Origin of the sequence: Actinomycetospora sp. NBC_00405, assembly GCF_036044095.1 — a bacterium.
In the GTDB taxonomy this organism is placed as follows: Bacteria; Actinomycetota; Actinomycetes; order Mycobacteriales; family Pseudonocardiaceae; genus Actinomycetospora; species Actinomycetospora callitridis.
On record NZ_CP107938.1, the window covers coordinates 743,135 to 763,525 of the forward strand.

At 75.4% G+C, this 20,391-nt stretch carries 17 protein-coding genes; 12 read left to right on the forward strand and 5 right to left on the reverse strand.

Annotated elements, in window-relative coordinates; all coding sequences use genetic code 11:
• Positions 1-73 precede the first annotated feature (73 nt).
• From OG774_RS03680 to OG774_RS03705, 6 genes are all read left to right on the forward strand, one after another.
• A complete protein-coding gene (locus OG774_RS03680) occupies positions 74-997 on the forward strand; it encodes an NAD kinase (RefSeq protein ID WP_328310758.1) in 924 nt (307 codons plus the stop codon).
• A 117-nt stretch (positions 998-1,114) separates the two neighbouring features.
• Positions 1,115-3,040, forward strand: a complete 1,926-nt coding sequence (gene recN, locus OG774_RS03685) for a DNA repair protein RecN (RefSeq protein ID WP_328306776.1) — start codon at positions 1,115-1,117, stop codon at positions 3,038-3,040.
• A 96-nt stretch (positions 3,041-3,136) separates the two neighbouring features.
• On the forward strand, positions 3,137-4,330 hold the full coding sequence (gene steA, locus OG774_RS03690) for a putative cytokinetic ring protein SteA (protein WP_328306778.1): 1,194 nt from the start codon (positions 3,137-3,139) through the stop codon (positions 4,328-4,330).
• A complete protein-coding gene (locus tag OG774_RS03695; RefSeq protein WP_328306780.1) occupies positions 4,327-5,262 on the forward strand; it encodes a copper transporter in 936 nt (311 codons plus the stop codon). The genes steA and OG774_RS03695 overlap by 4 nt, the downstream gene beginning before the upstream one ends.
• Before the next feature lie 111 nt (positions 5,263-5,373).
• Positions 5,374-7,119 (forward strand): CTP synthase, encoded by a 1,746-nt coding sequence (locus tag OG774_RS03700; RefSeq protein WP_328306782.1) that lies wholly within the window; start codon positions 5,374-5,376, stop codon positions 7,117-7,119.
• The gene (locus OG774_RS03705) at positions 7,116-7,793 is read left to right on the forward strand and encodes an NUDIX hydrolase (RefSeq protein WP_328306784.1); all 678 of its coding nucleotides are present in this window, start codon (positions 7,116-7,118) and stop codon (positions 7,791-7,793) included. Before OG774_RS03700 ends, OG774_RS03705 begins: the two co-directional genes overlap by 4 nt.
• Before the next feature lie 82 nt (positions 7,794-7,875).
• On the opposite strand, the gene OG774_RS03710 is transcribed toward OG774_RS03705, so the two are convergent.
• The 3 genes from OG774_RS03710 to OG774_RS03720 form a co-directional block, all read right to left on the reverse strand.
• The gene (locus OG774_RS03710; protein WP_328306786.1) at positions 7,876-8,769 is read right to left on the reverse strand and encodes a TIGR03619 family F420-dependent LLM class oxidoreductase; all 894 of its coding nucleotides are present in this window, start codon (positions 8,767-8,769) and stop codon (positions 7,876-7,878) included.
• Between the two features lie 69 nt (positions 8,770-8,838).
• Positions 8,839-9,444 (reverse strand): hypothetical protein, encoded by a 606-nt coding sequence (locus OG774_RS03715; RefSeq protein WP_328306788.1) that lies wholly within the window; start codon positions 9,442-9,444, stop codon positions 8,839-8,841.
• A gap of 94 nt (positions 9,445-9,538) precedes the next feature.
• A complete protein-coding gene (locus OG774_RS03720; RefSeq protein WP_328306790.1) occupies positions 9,539-12,148 on the reverse strand; it encodes a LuxR C-terminal-related transcriptional regulator in 2,610 nt (869 codons plus the stop codon).
• 97 nt (positions 12,149-12,245) lie between these two features.
• Between OG774_RS03720 and ald the strand changes: the two genes are divergently transcribed.
• Positions 12,246-13,379, forward strand: coding sequence for an alanine dehydrogenase (ald, locus tag OG774_RS03725; protein WP_328306792.1), 1,134 nt, complete (start codon positions 12,246-12,248; stop codon positions 13,377-13,379).
• On the forward strand, positions 13,376-14,302 hold the full coding sequence (locus OG774_RS03730) for a site-specific tyrosine recombinase XerD (protein WP_328306794.1): 927 nt from the start codon (positions 13,376-13,378) through the stop codon (positions 14,300-14,302). The genes ald and OG774_RS03730 overlap by 4 nt, the downstream gene beginning before the upstream one ends.
• Positions 14,303-14,347: 45 nt before the next feature.
• On the opposite strand, the gene OG774_RS03735 is transcribed toward OG774_RS03730, so the two are convergent.
• Positions 14,348-15,739 (reverse strand): cytochrome P450, encoded by a 1,392-nt coding sequence (locus OG774_RS03735; protein WP_328310761.1) that lies wholly within the window; start codon positions 15,737-15,739, stop codon positions 14,348-14,350.
• A 168-nt stretch (positions 15,740-15,907) separates the two neighbouring features.
• Between OG774_RS03735 and OG774_RS03740 the strand changes: the two genes are divergently transcribed.
• Positions 15,908-16,489, forward strand: coding sequence for a TetR/AcrR family transcriptional regulator (locus OG774_RS03740; RefSeq protein ID WP_328306796.1), 582 nt, complete (start codon positions 15,908-15,910; stop codon positions 16,487-16,489).
• A 32-nt stretch (positions 16,490-16,521) separates the two neighbouring features.
• Here OG774_RS03740 and OG774_RS03745 read toward each other — a convergent pair whose 3' ends face one another.
• A complete protein-coding gene (locus OG774_RS03745) occupies positions 16,522-17,778 on the reverse strand; it encodes an MFS transporter (RefSeq protein WP_328306798.1) in 1,257 nt (418 codons plus the stop codon).
• Between the two features lie 358 nt (positions 17,779-18,136).
• On the opposite strand from OG774_RS03745, the gene OG774_RS03750 reads away from it, so the two are divergent.
• From OG774_RS03750 to scpB, 3 genes are read left to right on the forward strand one after another with little or no spacing between them, the layout of a single operon-like run.
• A complete protein-coding gene (locus OG774_RS03750) occupies positions 18,137-18,967 on the forward strand; it encodes a ParA family protein (RefSeq protein ID WP_442873937.1) in 831 nt (276 codons plus the stop codon).
• Positions 18,964-19,818, forward strand: coding sequence for a segregation and condensation protein A (locus OG774_RS03755; protein WP_328306800.1), 855 nt, complete (start codon positions 18,964-18,966; stop codon positions 19,816-19,818). The genes OG774_RS03750 and OG774_RS03755 overlap by 4 nt, the downstream gene beginning before the upstream one ends.
• Positions 19,815-20,387: an SMC-Scp complex subunit ScpB gene (gene scpB / locus OG774_RS03760; protein ID WP_328306802.1), complete on the forward strand. Its 573-nt coding sequence runs from the start codon at positions 19,815-19,817 to the stop codon at positions 20,385-20,387. The genes OG774_RS03755 and scpB overlap by 4 nt, the downstream gene beginning before the upstream one ends.
• The last annotated feature ends 4 nt before the right edge of the window (positions 20,388-20,391 follow it).

Sequence of the window (20,391 nt, forward strand, 5' to 3'; positions counted from 1 at the left end):
GGGAGGAGCGCCGGTGACCGGGGTCGACGGGGCCGCGTCCGCGCCGACGAGCAGGGCGCACGTGCAGGACACCGTGTCCCCGGACGGGGCGCGCGACGCGCTGCTGGTGGTGCACACCGGCCGCGAGGCGACCCGCAAGGTGGCGATCCAGGCCGCCCGCCGGCTGGCCGAGGCCGGCTTCGCGCTGCGGGTGCTGCCCGACGAGTACTCCACGGACGAGGGCCTGTTCGACGAGCTGCCCGAGTCCCAGCGTCCGCGCAAGGTCGAGCCCGACTCCGACGCCGCCTTCGGCATGGAGATCGTCCTGGTGCTCGGCGGCGACGGGACGCTGCTGCGCGCGGCCGAGCTCGCCCGGCACGCCCGGGTGCCGATGCTCGGGGTGAACCTCGGGCGGGTCGGCTTCCTCGCCGAGGCCGACATCGACGACCTCGACGAGGTGCTCGACGCGGTCGTCGGACGCACCTACCGCGTCGAGGAGCGCATGACCGTCGACGTCGTCGCCCACCAGAACGGCACCGAGCTCGGCCGGACCTGGGCGCTCAACGAGGCGATCGTCGAGAAGATGAACTGGGCGCGGCTGCTCGACATCGTGCTCGAGGTCGACGGGCGCCCGGTGTCGGAGTTCGCGTGCGACGGTGTGCTCTGCGCGACGCCCACGGGCTCCACGGCCTACGCGTTCTCCGCGGGCGGGCCGGTGGTGTGGCCCGAGGTCCAGGCGATGCTGCTGGTTCCCAGCAACGCGCACGCGCTGTTCGCCCGGCCGCTGGTGATCTCGCCGGACTCGCGGGTGGCGCTGGAGGTGTCGGGCCGCGGCGACGCGGGCGTGCTCGTCTGCGACGGGCGCCGCACCATCGAGCTGCCGCCCGGGGCGCGCGTCGAGGTGGTCCGGGGCCGCAACCCCGTCCTGCTCGCCCGGCTGCGCGTTCAGCCGTTCACCGACCGGCTGGTCCGCAAGTTCGGGCTCCCGGTACAGGGCTGGCGCGGCCGGACCCACTGAGCGTCGGCCCGATGGGTGGCCCCGTCGACCGCCGGACACCGACCGTTCGACCATGTGTTCGATCGGATCGGCGTGTTCGGCCCCGCGGCGTCGGGGGCCCTGGTTATCGTGAGGCCCGTGCTCGCCGAGCTGAGGATCCAGGCCCTCGGGGTCATCGAGGACGCCACCCTCGATCTGCACCCCGGCCTCACCGTGGTCACCGGGGAGACCGGGGCCGGGAAGACGATGGTGGTCACCGGGTTGCACCTCCTGGGCGGTGGCCGCGCGGACTCGTCGCGCGTCCGTCGCGGTGCCGGGCGGGCCATGGTGGAGGGGCGCTTCCTGCTGCCCACCCCGGACGAGGTGGCCGACGAGGCCGACGACTCCGACGCGGCCGCTACGGAGGCCCCCGACGGCGAGCCCCGCTCCGCGGTCCGGCTCGCCACCGACGCGGGCGCCGCGCTCGACGACGACGGCAGCCTGATCGCCGCACGCACCGTCTCGGCCGACGGCCGCTCGCGGGCGCACCTCGGCGGTCGCTCGGTGCCGATGGCCGTGCTCTCCGACGTCACCGACGCCGCCCTCGCCGTCCACGGCCAGCACGAGGCCCTGCGCCTCCTGCGCGCCTCCGAGCAGCGCGCCGTGCTCGACCGCTTCGCCGGCGCCGCCGTCGCCGAGCCGCTGGCGGCCTACCGCCGCACGCGGACGGCGTGGCGCACGGCGACCACCGAGCTGACCCGGCGCCGCGAGCAGGCCCGCGAGCTCACCCGCGAGTCGGACATGCTGCGCCACGGCCTCACCGAGATCGAGTCGGTCGATCCGCAGCCCGGCGAGGACGCCGATCTCGTCGCCGAGGCCCGCCGGCTCGCCGACGCGGACGACCTCCGGGCCACCGCCACGGCGGCGCTCGCCGCGCTCGCGGGCCCGCCGGACGGGGTGGGGGAGGAGCCCGACGCGGTGGGGCTGCTGGGCGAGGCCCGCCGGCGCGTGCAGGGCAGCGACGACCCGGCGCTCGCCGGGCTCGATCCGCGCCTGGCCGAGGCCGCCGCGCTGCTCGGGGACGCCGCCGCCGAGCTCACCGACTACCTCGCGCGCCTCGAGGCCGACCCGCAGCGTCTCGAGCAGGTGCTGGAACGCCAGGCCGCCCTCAAGAGCCTGACGCGCAAGTACGCGGCCGACGTCGACGGCGTCCTGGAGTGGGCGACGTCCGCCCGGGAGCGCCTCGCCGGCCTCGACACCTCCGACGAGGCGCTTGCCGCCCTGGCCGCCGAGGCCGAGCAGCTGGCCCGCGAGCTCGCCGGGCACGCCGCCACGGTGTCGGCCGCCCGCCGCGAGGCCGCCGACCGCTTCGGCGCCGCCGTGTCCGCCGAGCTCGACGGCCTGGCCATGGGCGCGGCGTCGGTGGCGCTCGCGGTCGGGGTGAAGGAGGCCGCCGGCGCCGACCCGCAGGCGCTCGAGGTCGACGGACGCCGCGTGGTGGCCGGTCCCGACGGCGTCGACGAGGTGGAGCTGCTGCTCACCCCGCACGCCGGCGCCCCGCCCCTACCGGTGCACAAGGGCGCCTCGGGCGGGGAGCTCTCGCGGGTGATGCTCGCCGTCGAGGTCGTGCTGGCCGGCGCGGACACCACGCCGACGCTGGTGTTCGACGAGGTCGACGCCGGGGTCGGCGGGCGCGCGGCGGTGGAGGTCGGACGCCGGCTCGCCCGGTTGGCCGCCACCCACCAGGTCGTGGTCGTCACCCACCTCGCGCAGGTGGCCGCGTACGCCGACCGGCACCTCGTGGTCGACAAGGGCGGGCTCCAGGCCGTCACGGGCACCGACGAGCACGGCGTGACCCGCAGCGCGGTGCGCACGATCTCCGACGGCGACCGCGTGGTCGAGCTCGCCCGCATGCTCGCGGGCACCGAGGAGACCGAGACGGGGCGCGCCCACGCCGAGGAGCTGCTCGCCGCCGCGGCGGCGGACCGCGCGTCGAGCACCGGGGACGGCACGGCGCCCACCCCGATCGAGCGCGGTGCCGCCACGCGGCGTAGCGGAGGCCGCCGGAGTCGCCGGGCCGGGTGACCCCGGGACCCCGGTCCGGCGCGTCGGCGCCGCACATCCGGCCGCTCCGGCGACGATCGGAGGCATGGGTCGTGGCAGTGGCGCGGGGTGGCGGGCATGAAGTGGCCACGGGGACGCACCAAGGACGCACCGGTCGGTGTCGTGGGCACGGCGCGCCTCGGCGGACGCTCCGGCGGCGCGCTCGCCCCGGAGCTGCTCCGCCGGGTGGGCCGCGGGGACGTCGCGGTGATCGACCAGGTCGACCTGGACCGCGCGACGGCGCACGCGCTCGTCGACGCCGGGGTGGCCGGGGTCGTCAACGTCTCGCCGTCGATCTCGGGGCGCTACCCGAACCTCGGCCCGGAGATCCTCACCGACGCCGGCGTGGCGCTCGTCGACGACGTCGGCGAGGGCGTGCTGCGCCGGGTCCGCGACGGCGCCGCGGTGCGGCTGCACGACGGCGGGGTCTACCTCGGCGACCAGGAGGTCGCCCGCGGCTTCTCCCAGACCCCCGAGACGGTGGCCGACCAGCTCGGGGAGGCCCGCTCGGGCTTGGCCTCGCAGCTCGAGGCGTTCTCGGCGAACACCACCGAGTTCATGGGCCGCGAACGGGCGATGCTGCTCGACGGCGTCGGGGTCCCCGGCCTCGAGACCGCGGTCCACGGCCGCACCGTGCTGGTCGTCGCCCCGGGGGCGGACCGCGCCGCCGAGCTGCGGCGCCTCAAGCACTTCATCCGTGAGGAACGCCCGGTCCTGGTCGGCGTCGGCAGCGGTGCCGAGGCCCTGCGCGAGGCCGGCCACACGCCGGTCGTGGTGGTCGGCACCGCGCTGGAGATCGACCCCGAGCTGGCCCGCAAGGCCGTCGACGTCGTCATCCCCGCCGACCTCGACGGCCACATCGCGGGGCTCGCGCGGCTGCAGGACGCCGGCATCGACCCGGTCGGCTTCCCGTCGTCGGCGAACCCGGAGGACATGGCGCTGCTCCTGGCGCACCGCCACGGGGCGTCGCTCGTCGTGGCGTGCGGGTTCGACGGCACGCTCACCGGCTTCCTCGACCGTGGCCGGTCGGGCAGCAACCCCTCGACCGTCCTGACGCGGCTGCGGCTGGGGCCGACGCTGGTGGACGGGGCGGCCGTGGCGTCGCTGCACCGCCACCGGGTCACCACCGGCGCGGTGCTGTTGCTGCTGCTCGCCGTGGCGGCGGTCGGCGCCGCGGCGCTGCTGGCCAGCGGGCTCGCCGAGCCCATCGTGATGCTCGTGCGCGAGGGGTGGCTCGCCGTCCTGGCCGCGTTCCAGGGGGTCGCGGGATGATGTCGCTGCGCTACCACGTCGTCTCGATCGCGGCGATCCTGCTCGCGCTCGCCCTCGGCGTCGTCCTCGGCGCCTCGGCGCTCTCGGGTCGCGTGCTCGGCGCCCTCACCACCGACCGCGACGAGCTCGCCGGCCAGGTCGTCGCCCTGCGCGGCGAGCGCGCCGCCGTCGACACCCGCCTGCAGGCCACCGAACGCCTCGTCGCGGCCGGCGCCCCGTCGACCGTCGCGGGCGTGCTCCCGGGCCGGGGCGTGGCGGTGGTCGCCGCGCCCGGCGCCGACCCGGCCGACGTCGCCACCGTCTCCGAGCTCGTCACCCGCGCCGGCGGACGCGTCACCGGCCGCCTCGCCCTGACCGACGCCGCGCTGGCCCCCGACCGGGCCGACGCGCTGCGCGCGCTCGTCCCGCGGCTCCTGCCCGCCGGGGCGCAGCTGCCGACCACCACCGACACCGGCGCGCTCACCGGCTCGTTGCTCGGGTCGCTGCTCGTGGCCCGGCCCGACGGCATGGACGAGCAGACCACGGGGCCCGAGACCCGGACGGCGCTCCGGGCGCTGGGCGAGGCCGGGTACGTGCAGGCGCCCGACGCGCTCGACCCGGCGCCGGGCGAGCTCGCGCTCGTCGTCACCGGCGGCGGTGGCGAACCGGTGGGGCACGACCCCGCCCGCGACAGCACCCTGGCCCGCATGACCGGCGAGCTGGACCGCGTCGGGGCGGGCGCGGTGCTCGCCGGGCGCACCGGCTCGGGTGCCGTCACCGCCGTGCGCAACGACTCCGCCCTGCGCAGCGGGCTCTCGACCGTCGACGGGCTCGAGGGCCCGTCGTCGCAGGTGGCGACGGTCCTCGCGCTGCGCGAGCAGGCCGACGGGCGCACCGGGCTCTACGGCCCGGTCGCGGGAACGTTCACCCCGCAGACGGCGCCGGCCCCGTAGAGCGGGGTCACCCGGGCGGGGCGGCGACACGGGGTTAGCATTGAGCCCCGTGGATCGCGGACTGCCTGGACCGAGGATCGCTCGAACGGCCCTCGCGCACGGCCCGGTGGTGTGACCGTGCAGCCGGCGCGCACCACCAAGCACGTCTTCGTCACCGGCGGGGTCGCCTCGTCGCTCGGCAAGGGGCTGACGGCCTCGAGCCTGGGCCAGCTGCTCACCGCCCGCGGGCTGCGGGTGACGATGCAGAAGCTCGACCCGTACCTCAACGTCGATCCCGGCACGATGAACCCGTTCCAGCACGGCGAGGTCTTCGTCACCGAGGACGGCGCCGAGACCGACCTGGACATCGGGCACTACGAGCGCTTCCTCGACCGCGACCTCTCGGCGCGCGCGAACGTGACCACGGGGCAGGTGTACTCGAGCGTCATCGCCAAGGAGCGGCGCGGCGAGTACCTCGGTGACACCGTGCAGGTCATCCCGCACATCACCGACGAAATCAAGTCGCGGGTGCTCGCGATGCGCACGGCCGACCCGGCACCCGACGTCGTCATCACCGAGGTCGGCGGCACCGTCGGCGACATCGAGTCGCTGCCGTTCCTCGAGGCCGCCCGCCAGCTGCGCCACGAGGTCGGGCGGGACACCTGCTTCTTCCTCCACGTCTCGCTGGTCCCGTTCCTGGCGCCGTCGGGCGAGCTGAAGACCAAGCCCACGCAGCACTCGGTGGCGTCGCTGCGCAACATCGGTATCCAGCCCGACGGGCTGGTGCTGCGCGCGGACCGCGCGATCCCCGATGAGATGACCCGCAAGATCAGCCTCATGTGCGACGTCGAGGAGGACGGGGTCGTCGCCTGCCCGGACGCCCCGTCGATCTACGACATCCCCAAGGTCCTGCACGGCGAGGGCCTCGACGCCTACGTCGTGCGTCGCCTCGGCCTGCCGTTCCGCGACGTCGACTGGACGGTCTGGGGCGACCTGCTCGACCGCGTCCACCACCCCACCGAGACGGTCGAGATCGCGATCGTCGGCAAGTACGTGGACCTGCCCGACGCCTACCTCTCGGTCACCGAGGCGGTCCGCGCCGGCGGCTTCGCGCACCGCGCCCGGGTCGCCGTCCGCTGGGTCCCGTCCGACTCGTGCGAGACGCCGTCGGGTGCGGCGGCGGCGCTGAAGGGGGTCTCCGGTGTCCTCATCCCCGGCGGCTTCGGCATCCGCGGCATCGAGGGCAAGCTCGGCGCCCTGGCGCACGCCCACCGCAACGGCATCCCGACGCTCGGCCTGTGCCTGGGCCTGCAGTGCATGGTCATCCACGCCGCGCGGACCATGGCCGGGCTGGAGGGCGCGAACTCCGCGGAGTTCGACGAGAGCACCCCGCACCCGGTGATCTCGACGATGGCCGACCAGACCGACGTCGTCGCTGGCGAGCGCGACATGGGCGGCACGATGCGGCTGGGGTCCTGGCCCGCGGTGCTCGCACCGGAGACGGTCGTGCGCGCCGCCTACGGCACCGGGAAGGTCACCGAGCGCCACCGCCACCGCTACGAGGTCAACAACGCCTACCGCGACCGCCTCGTCGAGGCCGGCCTCGTGTTCTCGGGGACCTCGCCGGACGGGTCGCTGGTCGAGTTCGTCGAGCTGCCGCGCGACAAGCACCCGTTCTTCGTCGGCACCCAGGCGCACCCGGAGCTCAAGAGCCGGCCCACCCGCGCGCACCCGCTGTTCCGCGCCTTCGTCGCCGCGTCCCTGCGCCACGTCGCCTCGGAGCGTCTGGACCTCGAGACGGGGACGAACGGCGACCTGGATCCCGACTCCGAGGCGCGCGTCGACGGCGTCGACATCCCGGCGGCGGCCTCCTCGTGACGCGACCCCCCGTCACGCCCGACTCGCTCGCCGACCCGCACGGCGGCCGCCCGCCCCACGACTTCACGGTCGAGGGCACCGAGACGCTCTACGAGGGGCCGATCTTCGCGCTACGGCGTGACGACGTGCGCATGCCCGGCGGGCGGATCGCCGGGCGCGAGAAGGTCGAGCACTTCGGTGCCGTCGCGGTGGCCGCACTCGACGAGGACGACCGGCTCGTCATGATCTACCAGTACCGGCCCGCGCTCGGACGGCGGCTGTGGGAGATGCCGGCGGGCCTGCTCGACGGCCAGGGCGAGGACCCCGTCGAGGCGGGGAAGCGCGAGCTCGTCGAGGAGGTCGGGGTCGCGGCCGACGAGTGGTCCACGCTCGTCGACATCTCGGGCTGCCCGGGCTTCGCCGACGAGTCGGTGCGCGTGTACCTCGCCCGGGGCCTGCGTTCGGTGGAGCGCCCTTCCGGGGGCGACGACGAGGAGGCCGACCTGGTGATCCGCCGGGTGCCCCTCGACGACCTCGTGGCCGGCGCGATGTCCGGGGCGCTGGTGAACGGTCCGTGCGTCGCGGGCGTGTTCGCGGCCGCGGAGGTCGTCGCCGGCCGGTTCACGCCGCGCCCCGTCGACGCGCCCTGGACCGACCGCCCGACCGAGTACGCGGCGAGGCGCGCCGCGCGCTAGGTGTCGCAGCGAACGGGCGGTTCGCTGCGTCTACGCGCGCGAAGTCCCCGTTGATCACGGCATCGATCACCGCCGGCGACGGTCAGCTCGTCCGGCGCAGCACCTCGTGGATCAGGTCCAGCGCGGCCTCGATGCCGGGCGCGACGTACATCGGGTCGACGAACAGACGGGTGAAGCCCGTGCGGTCGGCGAGGCGCCGGACGGCGTCCGCGATCTCGGCGGCACCCACCCCGGCCGCGACGTTGACCCGCAACGCGGTGCGGATGCGCTCCGGGTCGCGGCCGGCGGTCCGGGCGGCGTCGTCGATCGTGGCGCGCAGGCGCAGGAGGCCGTCGATCTGCCCGTCCAGGTCGTCGCTGGGCAGGCGCGCCACCGGGAGCCACCCGTCCCCGCGCCGTCCGACGCGGCGCAGCGCGGCATCGGACCAGCCCGAGAGGTAGACGGCGGGCCGGCGGCGCGGGGTGTCGACGTGCACGGCCGGGAGGGGGAAGCGCGGCCCGGTCAGCGGAGCCGGCGTGCCGGACCAGAGGGTGTCGAGGCCGTCGAGCAGCTCGTCGAGCCGGGCGCCGCGGCGGTCGAACCCGAGCCCGGCGCCGGCGTACTCCTCGGGCGACCAGCCGATGCCCATGCCGGCGATCAGGCGCCCGCGGGAGACTGCGCCGATCGTGCCGAGCGAGCGGGCCAGCACAGCCGGCGGGTAGAGCGGCCCGACGAGGACGCTGGTGCCGAGCGTCATGAACGTCGTCCGGGCCGCGGCCACGGCGAGCAGGGCGAACGGGTCGAGCGCGCGGCGGAACTCCTCCGGGACGGTGTCGGTGCCGCCGTAGCCGATCTGCGGGTCGACGGCGGCCAGCAGCCGGTCGCCGACCCAGAGGCTGTCGACGCCGACGTCCTCGGCCATCTCGGCGAACTCGCCGATCCGGTCGGCCTCGTCGAGGGCGTTTCCGAACTGCGGCAGCGTGGTCCCGAGGCGCACGGTGATCAGTCTCCGCCTCGCACACACCGACGGCACGCCCGAGGGGGCGTGCCGTCGGTGGGTCGAGGGTCAGGCGGCGACGGGCTCCCGGCGGTCCTGCCGCGCCGGGCGGGACATGCCCCGGATCAGGCGCAGACCGAGCCCGCCCATGGCGGCGAGGAACAACAGGTCCGACGCGATCCCGACCGGCAGCAGCCCGCCGATCCGGGCGACCGGGAACAGCGCCGCGGCCACGGCCAGCGTCGCGGCCAGGGCACGTGGTGCCCGGCCGGCGACGCCCAGCAGCACGGCCAGCGCGATCATCGATAGCGGGAAGAGCAGGCCCGGCACCCGCAGGGCGATCACGCCCGCGAGGCTCACCTCGTCGAGCCCGGGTGTCCCGAACAGCTGGGCCTGGATGCTGTCGATGCCGAACCCGACACCCCCCGCGGTCCCGGCGAGCCCGAAGGCGGTGACGGCGGCCGTGGCGCGCGGGGCCACGGGCTCGGCCTGGCGAGCGAGCCCGACGAGCGCGATCGCGAACATGATCATGGCGAAGACGATGGCCACGCCGGCGACGGCGCCGACGCCGATGCCGCCGCCGAGCGTGGAGAACGCGACGGTGCTGACGAGGAGGAGGACGGGGGCGAGGAGCGCGGCGGTGCCGCTCACGCGCTCGAGCGGTGTGTTGTTCATGTGGACCAGTCCACCGGGGCGGCGCCTCCGGTCCATCGCCCGGAATGACGATCGCGGGTGAGCGGGGTGGTGATCCGCCGTGGGTGAGCGGTGCTCAGAGCAGGTGGTGTCGGCGGGCGAGGGCGACGGCTTCGCCGCGTGAGCCCGCGCCCAGCTTGGTCAGCAGGTGCCGGACGTGGGTCTTGACGGTGTTCTCGCTGACCACCAGCCGCTCCGCGACGCTCCGGTTGGAGGCGCCGTCGGCGAGCAGGCGCAGCACCTCCACCTCGCGGCCCGAGAGGACCTCGCCGCCACCGGGCACCGGCACCGGAGCAGGCCCGGCCGGACCGTCGAGCGCGGCGAGCGCGGTGGTGACCGTGGGTCCGCCGACCTCCTCCAGCAGGGGCCGCGCCTCGTCCCCGGCGAGGGCGAGCAGCCCGGGCATCCGCCACCGGCGCGCGATCTCCACCATGTCCCGGGCCCTCGCGACGGCCTCGGCGTGACGGCCGGCGGCGGCGAGGGCGAGGGCACGGTCGAGGGGCAGCGGCACCAGGAACGGCGCGAGGAGCAGGGGGCGGTCGCTCAGGTGCTCCACGGCCGCCGCCACGTCGCCCGCCGCCAGCGCGTGCTGCGCCCGGACCGAGGCCGCCGCGGCCGCGGAGAGCGGGTCGTGGTCGGACACCGTGCGGGCGAGCTCGGCGAGCTCCGTGGTCCGGCCGCGGCGGCGCAGGGTGCGGGCGAGGAGCGCCCGGCGCAGCGGCAGGAGCTCGCGATCCAGGTCGGTGGCGGCGGCGGGCCGGCACCGGGCCTCGGTGAGCACGAGGTCGCCCTGCGCAAGGGCGACGGCGGCGTCGACCCAGTCGAGCGTGGCGCGCAGGTAGGGCAGGCCGCCGAGACGTTCGGGCAGATCCCCCGCCTCCGCGGCGGCCGCGCGCGCCTCGTCCCACCGTCCCGCGAGCAGCGCGACGTAGGCGCGCTGCAGGAGCAGGCCGAGCCGGACGAGAGGGGTGGGTGCGGTGGTGCGGGCGGTGGTCCGGGCCATGTGCTCGGCGACGAGGTCCATGCCGCCCTCGTGGGCGATCAGCAGCGGGCTGAGGTGCCGCGCGAGGACCTCCGTCGCGGCGTCGTCGCCGGACCCCGCCGCCAGGGCGACGGCCTCCCGCGTCCGCGCGAAGGCGGCCGAGGGGTCGCCGGTGAACGTCGCGGCGTACGCCCGGGACAGGTGGTGCTCGACGCGGGCGGCGGGGGAGAGATCGGTGAACGCCGGGTCGTCCTCGAGGGCGGCCAGGATCGGCACCAGGCGCGCGTGGTCGGAGGTGGCGACGTGCAGCGCGCGGGCGGCGAGCCAGCGCGTCACGCGGTCGGCCCGCGCGGTGCCGGCGGCGGCGCCCTCGAGGGCGGGCTCGAGCAGGGCCGTCGCCTCGGCGAGCCGGCCGCGCTGCACGGCGGCGAACCCGGCGAGCACCCCGAGCCGGGGCCGGGCGGTGACCTCGACGGGCGGCAGGCGCCGTATCCACGTCTCGAGGTGGTGCAGCTCGGCCGGGCGGGGGAAGTCGGCGCCGGCGAGCGCGGCGACGGCGTCGGCGGCCTCCGCGCCGGCTCCCGCGGCCAGCAGGTGCTCCACCCGGCGGGCCGGGTCGGTGACCGCCCCGGCGGCGGCGCGGTGCAGCGCCGGGACCCGGGAGGGGGCCTCGACGGCGAGCCTGCGGCGCAGCGCCGCGCGGAGCAGGTCGTGGTGGCGCAGGACCGGCCGGTGCCCCCGGTCGTCGGCCACGAGCACCAACGGACCGAGCCGGGCACGGGTGGCGGCGAGCAGGGACGTGGCGTCGTCGCGACCGGTCACCGCCGCGCAGACGTCGGGCTCCAGGACGTCGAGGACGGCGGTGTCGAGGAGGAAGCGCCGCAGGTCGGGCGTCTCGTCGCCGAGGATCTCGCTGTCGAGGTAGTCGTCGAGCGCCTCCGGCGAGGTGCCGAGCAGGCGGACACCGGTGACCCACCCGTCGGCCGTCGCCACCACCTCGCGCACGCGCTCGGGGGAGAGGCCCAGCCCGAGGTGGTCGTTGAGCAGGGTCGCGGCGCGCGCGGGCGAGATGCGCAGGTCGGCGTCGCGGACCTCGTGCAGCTGCCCCCGGGCGCGCAGGCGCGCCGCCGGCACCGGTGGGTCGCGGCGGGCGGTGATCAGCAGGTGCAGCGCGGGCGGGAGGTTGGCGACGAGGTAGTCGAGCACCGGGCCCGCGTGGCCGACCGTGTGCAGGTCGTCGAGCACGAGGAGCAGCGGGGGCGGCCCGGCGACGACGAGGTCGTTGACCAGCACCCCGACGGCGCGGCGCGGGTCGGCCGCGGCGGGCAGACCGGTGTCGAGCAGCTGGCGCGAGCCGGCGCACCCGCCCTCGACCAGCGGGTCGAGGGCCCGGACGAGGAGCTCGACGACGCTCGCCGGGTCGTCGTCGAGCTCGTCGAACCGCAGCCACGCCGCGCGACGCCCGGTGCGTTCGACCACCGCGGAGGCGAGCGTGCTCTTCCCGGCGCCCGCCGTCGCGACGATCGTCGTCACGGGGACGTCGTCCACGGCCCGCGCGGTCCGGTCCAGCAGGTCGGGATCGAGCACGGTGTCCGCGACCGTCGGCGGTCGGAACAGCTTCGTCCGCGGCACCCAGTCCCACCGCGCCGGTCGGACGAGGGGGATCACGTCCGCGACGTCGTCGCGACGCGGTGTCGTGCCCATCGCCGCATCGTGCCAGCGTGCGGCGACAGGCGGGCCGGAGATCGACGAGGGGCGTGGTGGCGGGGCTAGAGTCGCGCTCCCCGAGGGAGGAGCCGGCATGCGGGTTGGCGTTCCACGCGAGGTCAAGGACCACGAGGACCGGGTGGCGCTCACGGCCATCGGCGTCACCGAGCTCGTCCGGCGCGGCCACGAGGTGCTTGTGGAGACGGGCGCGGGCGTCGGCTCCGCGATCACCGACGACGGGTTCCGCGAGGCCGGGGCGACCGTGCTCTCCGACGCCGACGAGGTGTGGGCGTCGAGCGACCTGGTGCTCAAGGTCAAGGAGCCCGTCCCGTCGGAGTACCACCGGCTGCGCCGCGACCAGGTGCTCTTCACCTACCTGCACCTCGCGGCGTCGCGGGAGTGCACGACGGCGCTGCTCGACGCCGGCGCGACGGCCGTCGCCTACGAGACGGTGCAGACCCCCGACGGGGTGCTGCCGCTGCTCGCGCCGATGAGCGAGATCGCCGGGCGCATGGCGCCGCAGGTCGGCGCGCACCACCTCGAGAACGCCCAGGGCGGCCGCGGCGTGCTGCTCGGCGGCGTGCCGGGGGTGCGGCCGGGGCGGGTCGCGGTGATCGGCGCCGGGACGTCCGGGCTGGCCGCGGTGACGATCGCGGTGGGCCTGCGGGCGTCGGTGGAGGTCCTGGACGTCAGCGTGAAGGCGCTGCGCCGCGTCGACGAGATCTTCAACGGGGCCGTGCGCACGGTGCTGTCGAGCACCCCGGAGATCGAGCGGGCCTGCCGCGAGGCGGACCTCGTCATCGGCGCCGTGCTGGTGCCCGGCGCGAAGGCGCCCGTCCTCGTGCCGAACCGGCTGGTCGGCGAGATGCGCAGCGGATCGGTGCTCGTCGACCTGGCCGTCGACCAGGGCGGATGCTTCGAGGACACCCGCCCGACCACGCACGCCGACCCGACCTACCGCGTGCACAACTCGATCTTCTACTGCGTCGCCAACGTGCCCGGCGCGGTGCCGACGACCTCGACCCGCGCGCTCACCGGCGTGACGCTGCCCTACGTCGTCGCGCTCGCCGACCACGGCCTCGCGGGGGCGGCCAAGGCGGACCCGGCGCTCGCCAAGGGCGTGAACGTCGTCGACGGCGAGCTCGTCACGCCCGCCGTCGGCGCCGCGCACGACCTGCCGGTGCGGCCGCTGTCCGAGGTGCTCCCGGGGGTGGAGGACCCGGCGTGACGAGGCCCGCGACGGCCGTCGACACCTACCTCGACCACCTGCTGGTCGAGCGGGGCACGGCCGAGAACACGCTGACCTCGTACCGTCGTGACCTGCGGCGCTACCTGGAGCACCTCGACGCGGCCGGGGTCACCGACCTCGCCGACGTCACCGAGCGCCACGTCGGCGACTTCCTCGTCGCCCTGCGCACCGGGCGCGACGGCGGCTCGGCGCTGTCGACGGCGTCGGCGACCCGCGCGGTGGTCGCGGTGCGCGGGCTGCACCGGTTCGCGCTGGCCGAGGGCCTGGTCGCGGTGGACGTGGCGCGCGAGGTGCACCCGCCGTCGCCGCCGCGCCGCCTGCCCAAGGCGCTCGACGTCGCCACCGTCGACCGGCTGCTGTCGGTCCGGGGCGGCGACGGCGACGGCGACGGCGGGGTCCGCGATCGCGCCCTGCACGAGCTGCTGTACTCGACCGGCGCCCGGATCACCGAGGCGGTGGGCCTGGATCTCGACGACGTCGACGTCACCGTGCGCTCGGTGCGCCTGGCCGGCAAGGGCGGCAAGGAACGGATCGTGCCGATCGGCCGCCCGGCGATCGCCGCGCTCGAGGCCTACCGGGTGCGGGCCCGCCCGGCCTTGGCGGCGCGCGGCCGGGGGACGCCGGCGCTGTTCCTCAACGCGCGCGGGGCGCGCCTGTCGCGCCAGAGCGCCTGGGCCACGCTGCGCGAGGCCGCCGACCGCGCGGGCCTCGACGTCGCGATCTCACCGCACACCCTGCGCCACTCGTTCGCCACCCACCTGCTCGACGGCGGCGCCGACCTGCGCGTCGTGCAGGAGCTGCTCGGCCACGCCTCGGTGACCACGACGCAGATCTACACCCAGGTCACCGTCGACACCCTGCGCGCGGTCTTCGCGATGGCGCACCCGCGCGCCCGTATGTGAGTGATTTTCCCGGCTATAGCCGGGAAAATCACTCACATAGGCCGTTCAGCGCAACGGCTCCAGGCGCAGCGGGAGGCCGTCGGCGGGGACGGGCAGGGACGTGTTGTCCCACCGCGGCCGGTAGCCCGGGGCGACGGTGATGCGATGGTGGCGCAGCAGCTCGTGCAGGATCGCCGTCACCTCGAGCGAGCCGAACAGCATGCCCAGGCACTTGTGCACGCCGCCGCCGAACGGGATCCAGGCGTCGCGGTGCGCGCGGTCCTCGCGGCGGTGCTCGGCGAAGCGCTCGGGGTCGAAGGTGTCGGGGTCGGTCCAGATCGCCGGGTCGTGGTGGTTCACCGCGCCCGCCACCATCACCAGCTGGCCCTCCGGGATGTGGTGGCCCAGCAGCGCGGTGTCCCGGACGGTGCGCCGCATGACGATCGGCACGGGCGCGGCGAGGCGCAGCGACTCCTTCATGACCAGGTCCAGCGTGCCCAGCGACTGCAGCGCCGCCGCGTCCGGCGCGCCGTCGCCGAGCGCGAGCGACTCCGCCCGGGCCCGCTCCTGCCACTCCGGGTTCGCCGCCAGGTAGTAGGCGGCGGCCGCACTGGTGATCGTCGACGTGTCGTGCGCGGCCATCATCAGGAAGATCATGTGGTTGACGACGTCGGCGTCGCTGAACGCCTCGCCTTCCGCGGTCCGGGCCCGGCAGAGCGCGGAGAACAGGTCGTCGCCGTCACCCGCCCGCTTGGCCGGCAGGGCCTCGGTGAAGTAGCGCTCGAGCAGGGCGCGTCCCCGCAGCCCGGCCCGGTAGCGGGTGCCGGGCAGGTCGCGGCGCACGATCGCGCTGGCCGCCTGCACGCAGTCCATGAACGCCCGGTTGACCGCCTCGGCCTCCGGTCCGGAGCGCCCGTCCATGAAGACGCGGGTGGCGACGTCGAGGGTCAGACGCTTGAGCATCGGGTAGATGCGCACCTGCCGGCCGGTCGGCCAGGTCGGGATCGTCTCGCGCAGGACCGGGACCGTGCGGTCGACGTAGCCGCGGACCCGGGGGGCCGTGAAGGCCTCCTGCATGACCCGCCGGTGCGTGCGGTGGTCGTCGCCGTCGAGCAGCATCAGCCCGCGGTGGAAGAAGTCGTCGACGAGGAAGCGCCACCCGTCCTGCGAGTGGGCCTTGTCCGGGTTGGTGAGCACCGCGTGGGTGGCGTCCGGACCGGCCGCGATCACCACGTCCTCGCCGACGAACCCGCACCAGGACACCGGCCCGAGCGCCGCGTGGCGCGCGCGGGTGAAGGCGTGGCCGTAGCGGATGTAGGACAGCGTGTGCCCGAGCACCGGCGGGCCGGGCGTGCCCGGGACCGGCGCGAGACCGGAGCCCGCCGGCGGCTCGGCCAGCGGCCGGACCTCCCGGGGGCGCATCCGCTCGAGCAGACGACGGTCGACGCCCGACGGCATCGGCGCGAGGACGGCGGACGACAGGCGCTCGCCCGTCACGGTGCGGACCGCGGACACGGCTACCTCCAGGGGACTCCGACAGCCGCGAACGTTAGACACGAACGGCGTCTGTGTCCACGGTGAGGACGCATTCGGCATCCGCGTCCACATCCGCTATCGTCCGACGCCGTGCCCAGCTCGTTCACCGACCGCACCCGTGGCCTCGTGCGCGACGAGGCCCTCGAGCGGGCCGCCGAGCTGCTCGTGGCCGGGGGATGGCGCGGGCTGCGGCTGCAGGACGTGGCCGACGGCATCGGGGTCAGTCGCCAGACGCTCTACAACGAGTTCGCGAGCAAGCAGGGGCTGGCCGCGGCGCTGGTGCTGCGGCGGACCGAGGAGTTCCTGGCCGACCTCGAGGCCGCGCTCGACGGCGAGGACGACCTCCACCGCGCGTGGTCCGGGGCGGTGCGTACGACGCTCGACACGGTCGCGCGCGACCCGCTCCTGCGGGTCCTGCTCACCGGGCAGGGCGCCGGCGACCTGCTCCCACTGCTCACCACCGAGGCCGAGCCGCTCGTGGTGGCCGCGCGCGACCGTGCCGCCCGCTTCCTCCTGCGGCGCCGCCCGGAGCTCGACCCGGCCACGGCGTCGGCGGCCGCGGAGATCGCGGCGCGGCTGACGATCAGCCACCTCGTGCTGCCCCTGCACCCGCCCGACGACGTCGCCGACCAGATCGCGACGGCGGTCGTGCGCTACCTCGCCGACCCGTGAGCGAAGTTCCCGGCCATGGCCGGGAACTCCGCTCACGTCGGAGCAGGCGCCCGACCCACCAGGACCACGCCGAGGGCGCCGAGGGCGGCGACGACGGCGAAGGCGTAGAAGCCCCACGGGTAGGCGATGCCCGCCTGGAGCAGGACGCCGCCGATGATCGGGCCGGCGATGGCGCCGAGGCGCCCGACGCCGCTGGCGGTGCCGAGCGCGGTCCCGCGGGCCTCGGCCGGGTAGAGCTGCGAGACGTACGCGTAGACCAGCACCTGGGCCGAGAAGACGAAGATGCCCGCGAGCAGCACGCTGACGTACACCCCGATCCCCGGCAGGCGGATCGAGAGCAGGGCCAGGAACAGGGTCGCGGCGGCGAACCAGCTGATGGTCGCCGGGCGCACGCCGATCCGGTTGGCCACGGTGCCCGCGAGCAGCAGCCCGAGGATGGCGCCGATGTTGAGCACGAGCAGCAGCGCGAGGGCCGCGCCCAGCTCGTAGCCCGCGGACCGCATGATCTCCGGCAGCCAGGTGTTGAGGCCGTAGACCAGCAGCAGGCCCATGAACGAGGAGATCCAGAAGGCGATCGTCGGGCGCGCGAACCCGTCGCGGAAGAGCGTGATCAGCGGGTTCCGGCGCTCGGCGCGCCAGCTGCTGTCCCGGCTCCCACCGCCCTGGCGGCGGGCCAGGAACGCGGCGGACTCGGGGAGCTTCGCCCAGAGCAGCGGCACGAGGATCAGCGCGGGCACCGTGCCGGCGACGAACATCGCGGGCCAGCCGAACGGCGCGATGAGCAGGATGCCGAGCAGGGCCGTCAGGACGGCGCCGACGTGGTAGCCGGTCATGAGGATCGTCGTGGAGCTGCTGCCGCGTCCGGGCGGCGCGTACTCGGCGACCAGGGCGAGAGCCACGGGCAGCACGCCGCCGAGCCCGAGGCCGGCGAGGAAGCGCAGGCCGCCGAGGACCTCCGGGTTCGGGGCGAACGCGCAGGCCAGGGTGAGCACGGAGAACCCGGTGACGGTGCCGATCATCGTCGCCCGGCGGCCGATCACGTCGGCGATCGGGCCGACGGCCAGCGCGCCGACCATGACGCCGAGCAGGCCGACGGTGACGACCACCGAGGCGCCGGCGGGGTCGAGGTCCCAGGTGGGGTCCCGGAGCAGCACGGGCATGACCACGCCGAGCACGACGAGGTCGAAGCCCTCCAGGGCGACCGCGGTCCAGCAGAGTGGTCGGACCCACCCGGTGGCGGCGTCGCGGGCGGTGGAGCCGCCGGTGGCGGCTCGGGGCTCGGTCGTCATCACGCACGTCCTCGTCGGGGTGGTCGGTGGCGGCCAGAATGTGTGGCGGCAAGTATGTGAGCCGTCACAAGACGGGTCACGGGCGCTTCCGGTGACCGGGAGATCGCCCCAGATCGGGCTGCCCGTCGCACCGGGTGACAGTCCGGTGAAGGCACCGACACCCCGGCGAGTCGCGCACGGACACGCACGTGGCGACTCCTAGGCTGATCGCACGAGTACTCGACCGGGCACGCGAGGGAGGGGCACCGCGATGGGGAACCCACAGGCGGTCCTCTGGTCACCCGATTCCGACGCCCCAGGACCCGCTGAACGCACAGAACCCCCAGAACCCGTGGCCCCCAGGCCGGTGAAGGAGATCGTGGACGAGGTCCCGCCCGGTCGGCCGCGACGCGAGGTGCCCGTCCCGGGCCCCCTCGACGGCCACGGGCCGGCGACGGTCCTCGCGATGTGCAACCAGAAGGGCGGCGTCGGCAAGACGACGTCGACGATCAACCTCGGCGCGGCGCTCGCCGAGTACGGGCGACGGGTGCTGCTCGTCGACTTCGACCCGCAGGGCGCGCTGTCGGTCGGCCTCGGTGTCCAGCCGCACCAGCTCGACCAGACCATCTACAACCTCATCGTCGAGCGGAAGACCACCATCGACGAGGTCATCATGCCGACCTCGGTCGACGGGATGGACCTGCTGCCGTCGAACATCGACCTCTCCGCCGCGGAGGTCCAGCTGGTCACGGAGGTCGGCCGGGAGCAGACCCTCGGGCGCTGCCTCGCCCCCGTGCTCGACCGCTACGACTACGTCCTCGTCGACTGCCAGCCGTCGCTCGGACTGCTCACGGTCAACGCCCTGGCCTGCGCCGACGGCGTGCTGATCCCGCTGGAGTGCGAGTTCTTCAGCCTCCGCGGCGTGGCCCTGCTGATGGACACGATCGAGAAGGTCCAGGACCGGCTGAACCCCAAGCTCGAGATCACCGGCATCCTGGCCACCATGTACGACCCCCGCACGCTGCACACCCGCGAGGTGATGACGCGCGTCGTGGAGGCCTTCGGCGAGCTCGTGTTCGACGCCGTCATCAACCGGACGGTCCGCTTCCCGGAGACCACCGTCGCCGGGGAACCGATCACCCGGTGGGCCACGAAGTCCGCAGGCGCCGAGGCCTACCGCGCCCTCGCCCGGGAGGTCATCGCCCGGTGACGCTGGCTCCCGAGGCACCCCAGGCGACCCCGACCGCGGAGCGCAGTCGCTTCCAGGTCAGCCTGCACAACTTCACCGGCCCGTTCGACCTGCTGCTCCAGCTGATCGGGCGCCACGAGCTCGACGTGACCGAAGTGGCCCTGAGCCGCGTCACCGACGACTTCATCGCCTACACCGCCGCCCTGGGCGACGACGCCGACCTCGAGGAGACCACGGGCTTCCTCGTCGTCGCGGCGACCCTGCTCGACCTCAAGGCCGCGCGCCTGCTCCCGCAGGCCGAGGTGGAGGACGAGGAGGACCTCGCGCTGCTCGAGGCCCGCGACGTGCTGTTCGCGCGCCTGCTGCAGTACCGCGCCTACCAGCAGGTGGCGGCGCTGTTCCGCGAGCTCGAGGGCGCGGCGCGCATGCGCTACCCGCGGGCGGTGACGCTCGAGCCCCGCTATGCCGAGCTGCTCCCGCCGGTCCAGCTGGGCGTCGACGCCGACGGCTTCGCGGAGCTGGCCGCCGCGGTCTTCCGCCCGGTCCCGCCGCCGACGGTGGGGCTCGACCACCTGCACGCGTCGACGGTCTCGGTGCCCGAGCAGGTCGAGATCCTGTCGGGCCGCCTGCGCCGGCGGGGGACGGCGACGTTCGCCGAGCTCGTCGAGGACTGCGAGCACGGCATCGAGGTCGTGGGACGCTTCCTCGCCGTGCTGGAGATGTACCGCTCCCGGGACGTCGCGCTCGACCAGCCCGAGGCGTTCGCCGAGCTGCGGGTGCGTTGGGCGCCGGGCGGTGACGCGGGTAGCGCCACCGACGAAGCGGAGCGGAGCTCGGCAGACACGGCGGGCCTGGTCGAGGAGGACGATTGACGGATCCCCTCGAGGAGATCGAGGAGGCCCTGGCATCGGACGAGGAGCTCCTCGCGGCGCTGGAGGCCGTGCTGCTCGTCGTCGACACCCCGGCCCCGACCGACCAGCTCGCCGATGTCCTCGGCCAGCCGATCCCGCGGGTCAAGGACGCCCTGGAGGGGCTCGCCGCCGAGTACGCCGAGCGCGGGCGCGGGATGGAACTGCGGTCGACCGGCGAGGGCTGGCGTCTCTACAGCCGCGACCGCTTCGCCCCGTACGTCGAGCGCTTCGTCCTCGACGGGCAGCGCACCCGCCTGACGCGCGCGGCGCTGGAGACGCTCGCCGTCGTCGCCTACCGCCAGCCGGTGACGCGCTCGCGGGTCGCGGCGGTGCGCGGGGTGAACGTCGACGGGGTCATGCGCACGCTGGCCGCCCGCGGGCTCATCACCGAGGCCGGGACGGACGGCGCCGGCGGCGGGACGCTGTACCGCACCACCGAGCTGTTCCTCGAGCGCCTGGGCCTGGACTCGGTCGACGACCTGCCGCCGATCGCCCCGCTCCTGCCGGACGTGGACGACATCGACGAGTAGTTCT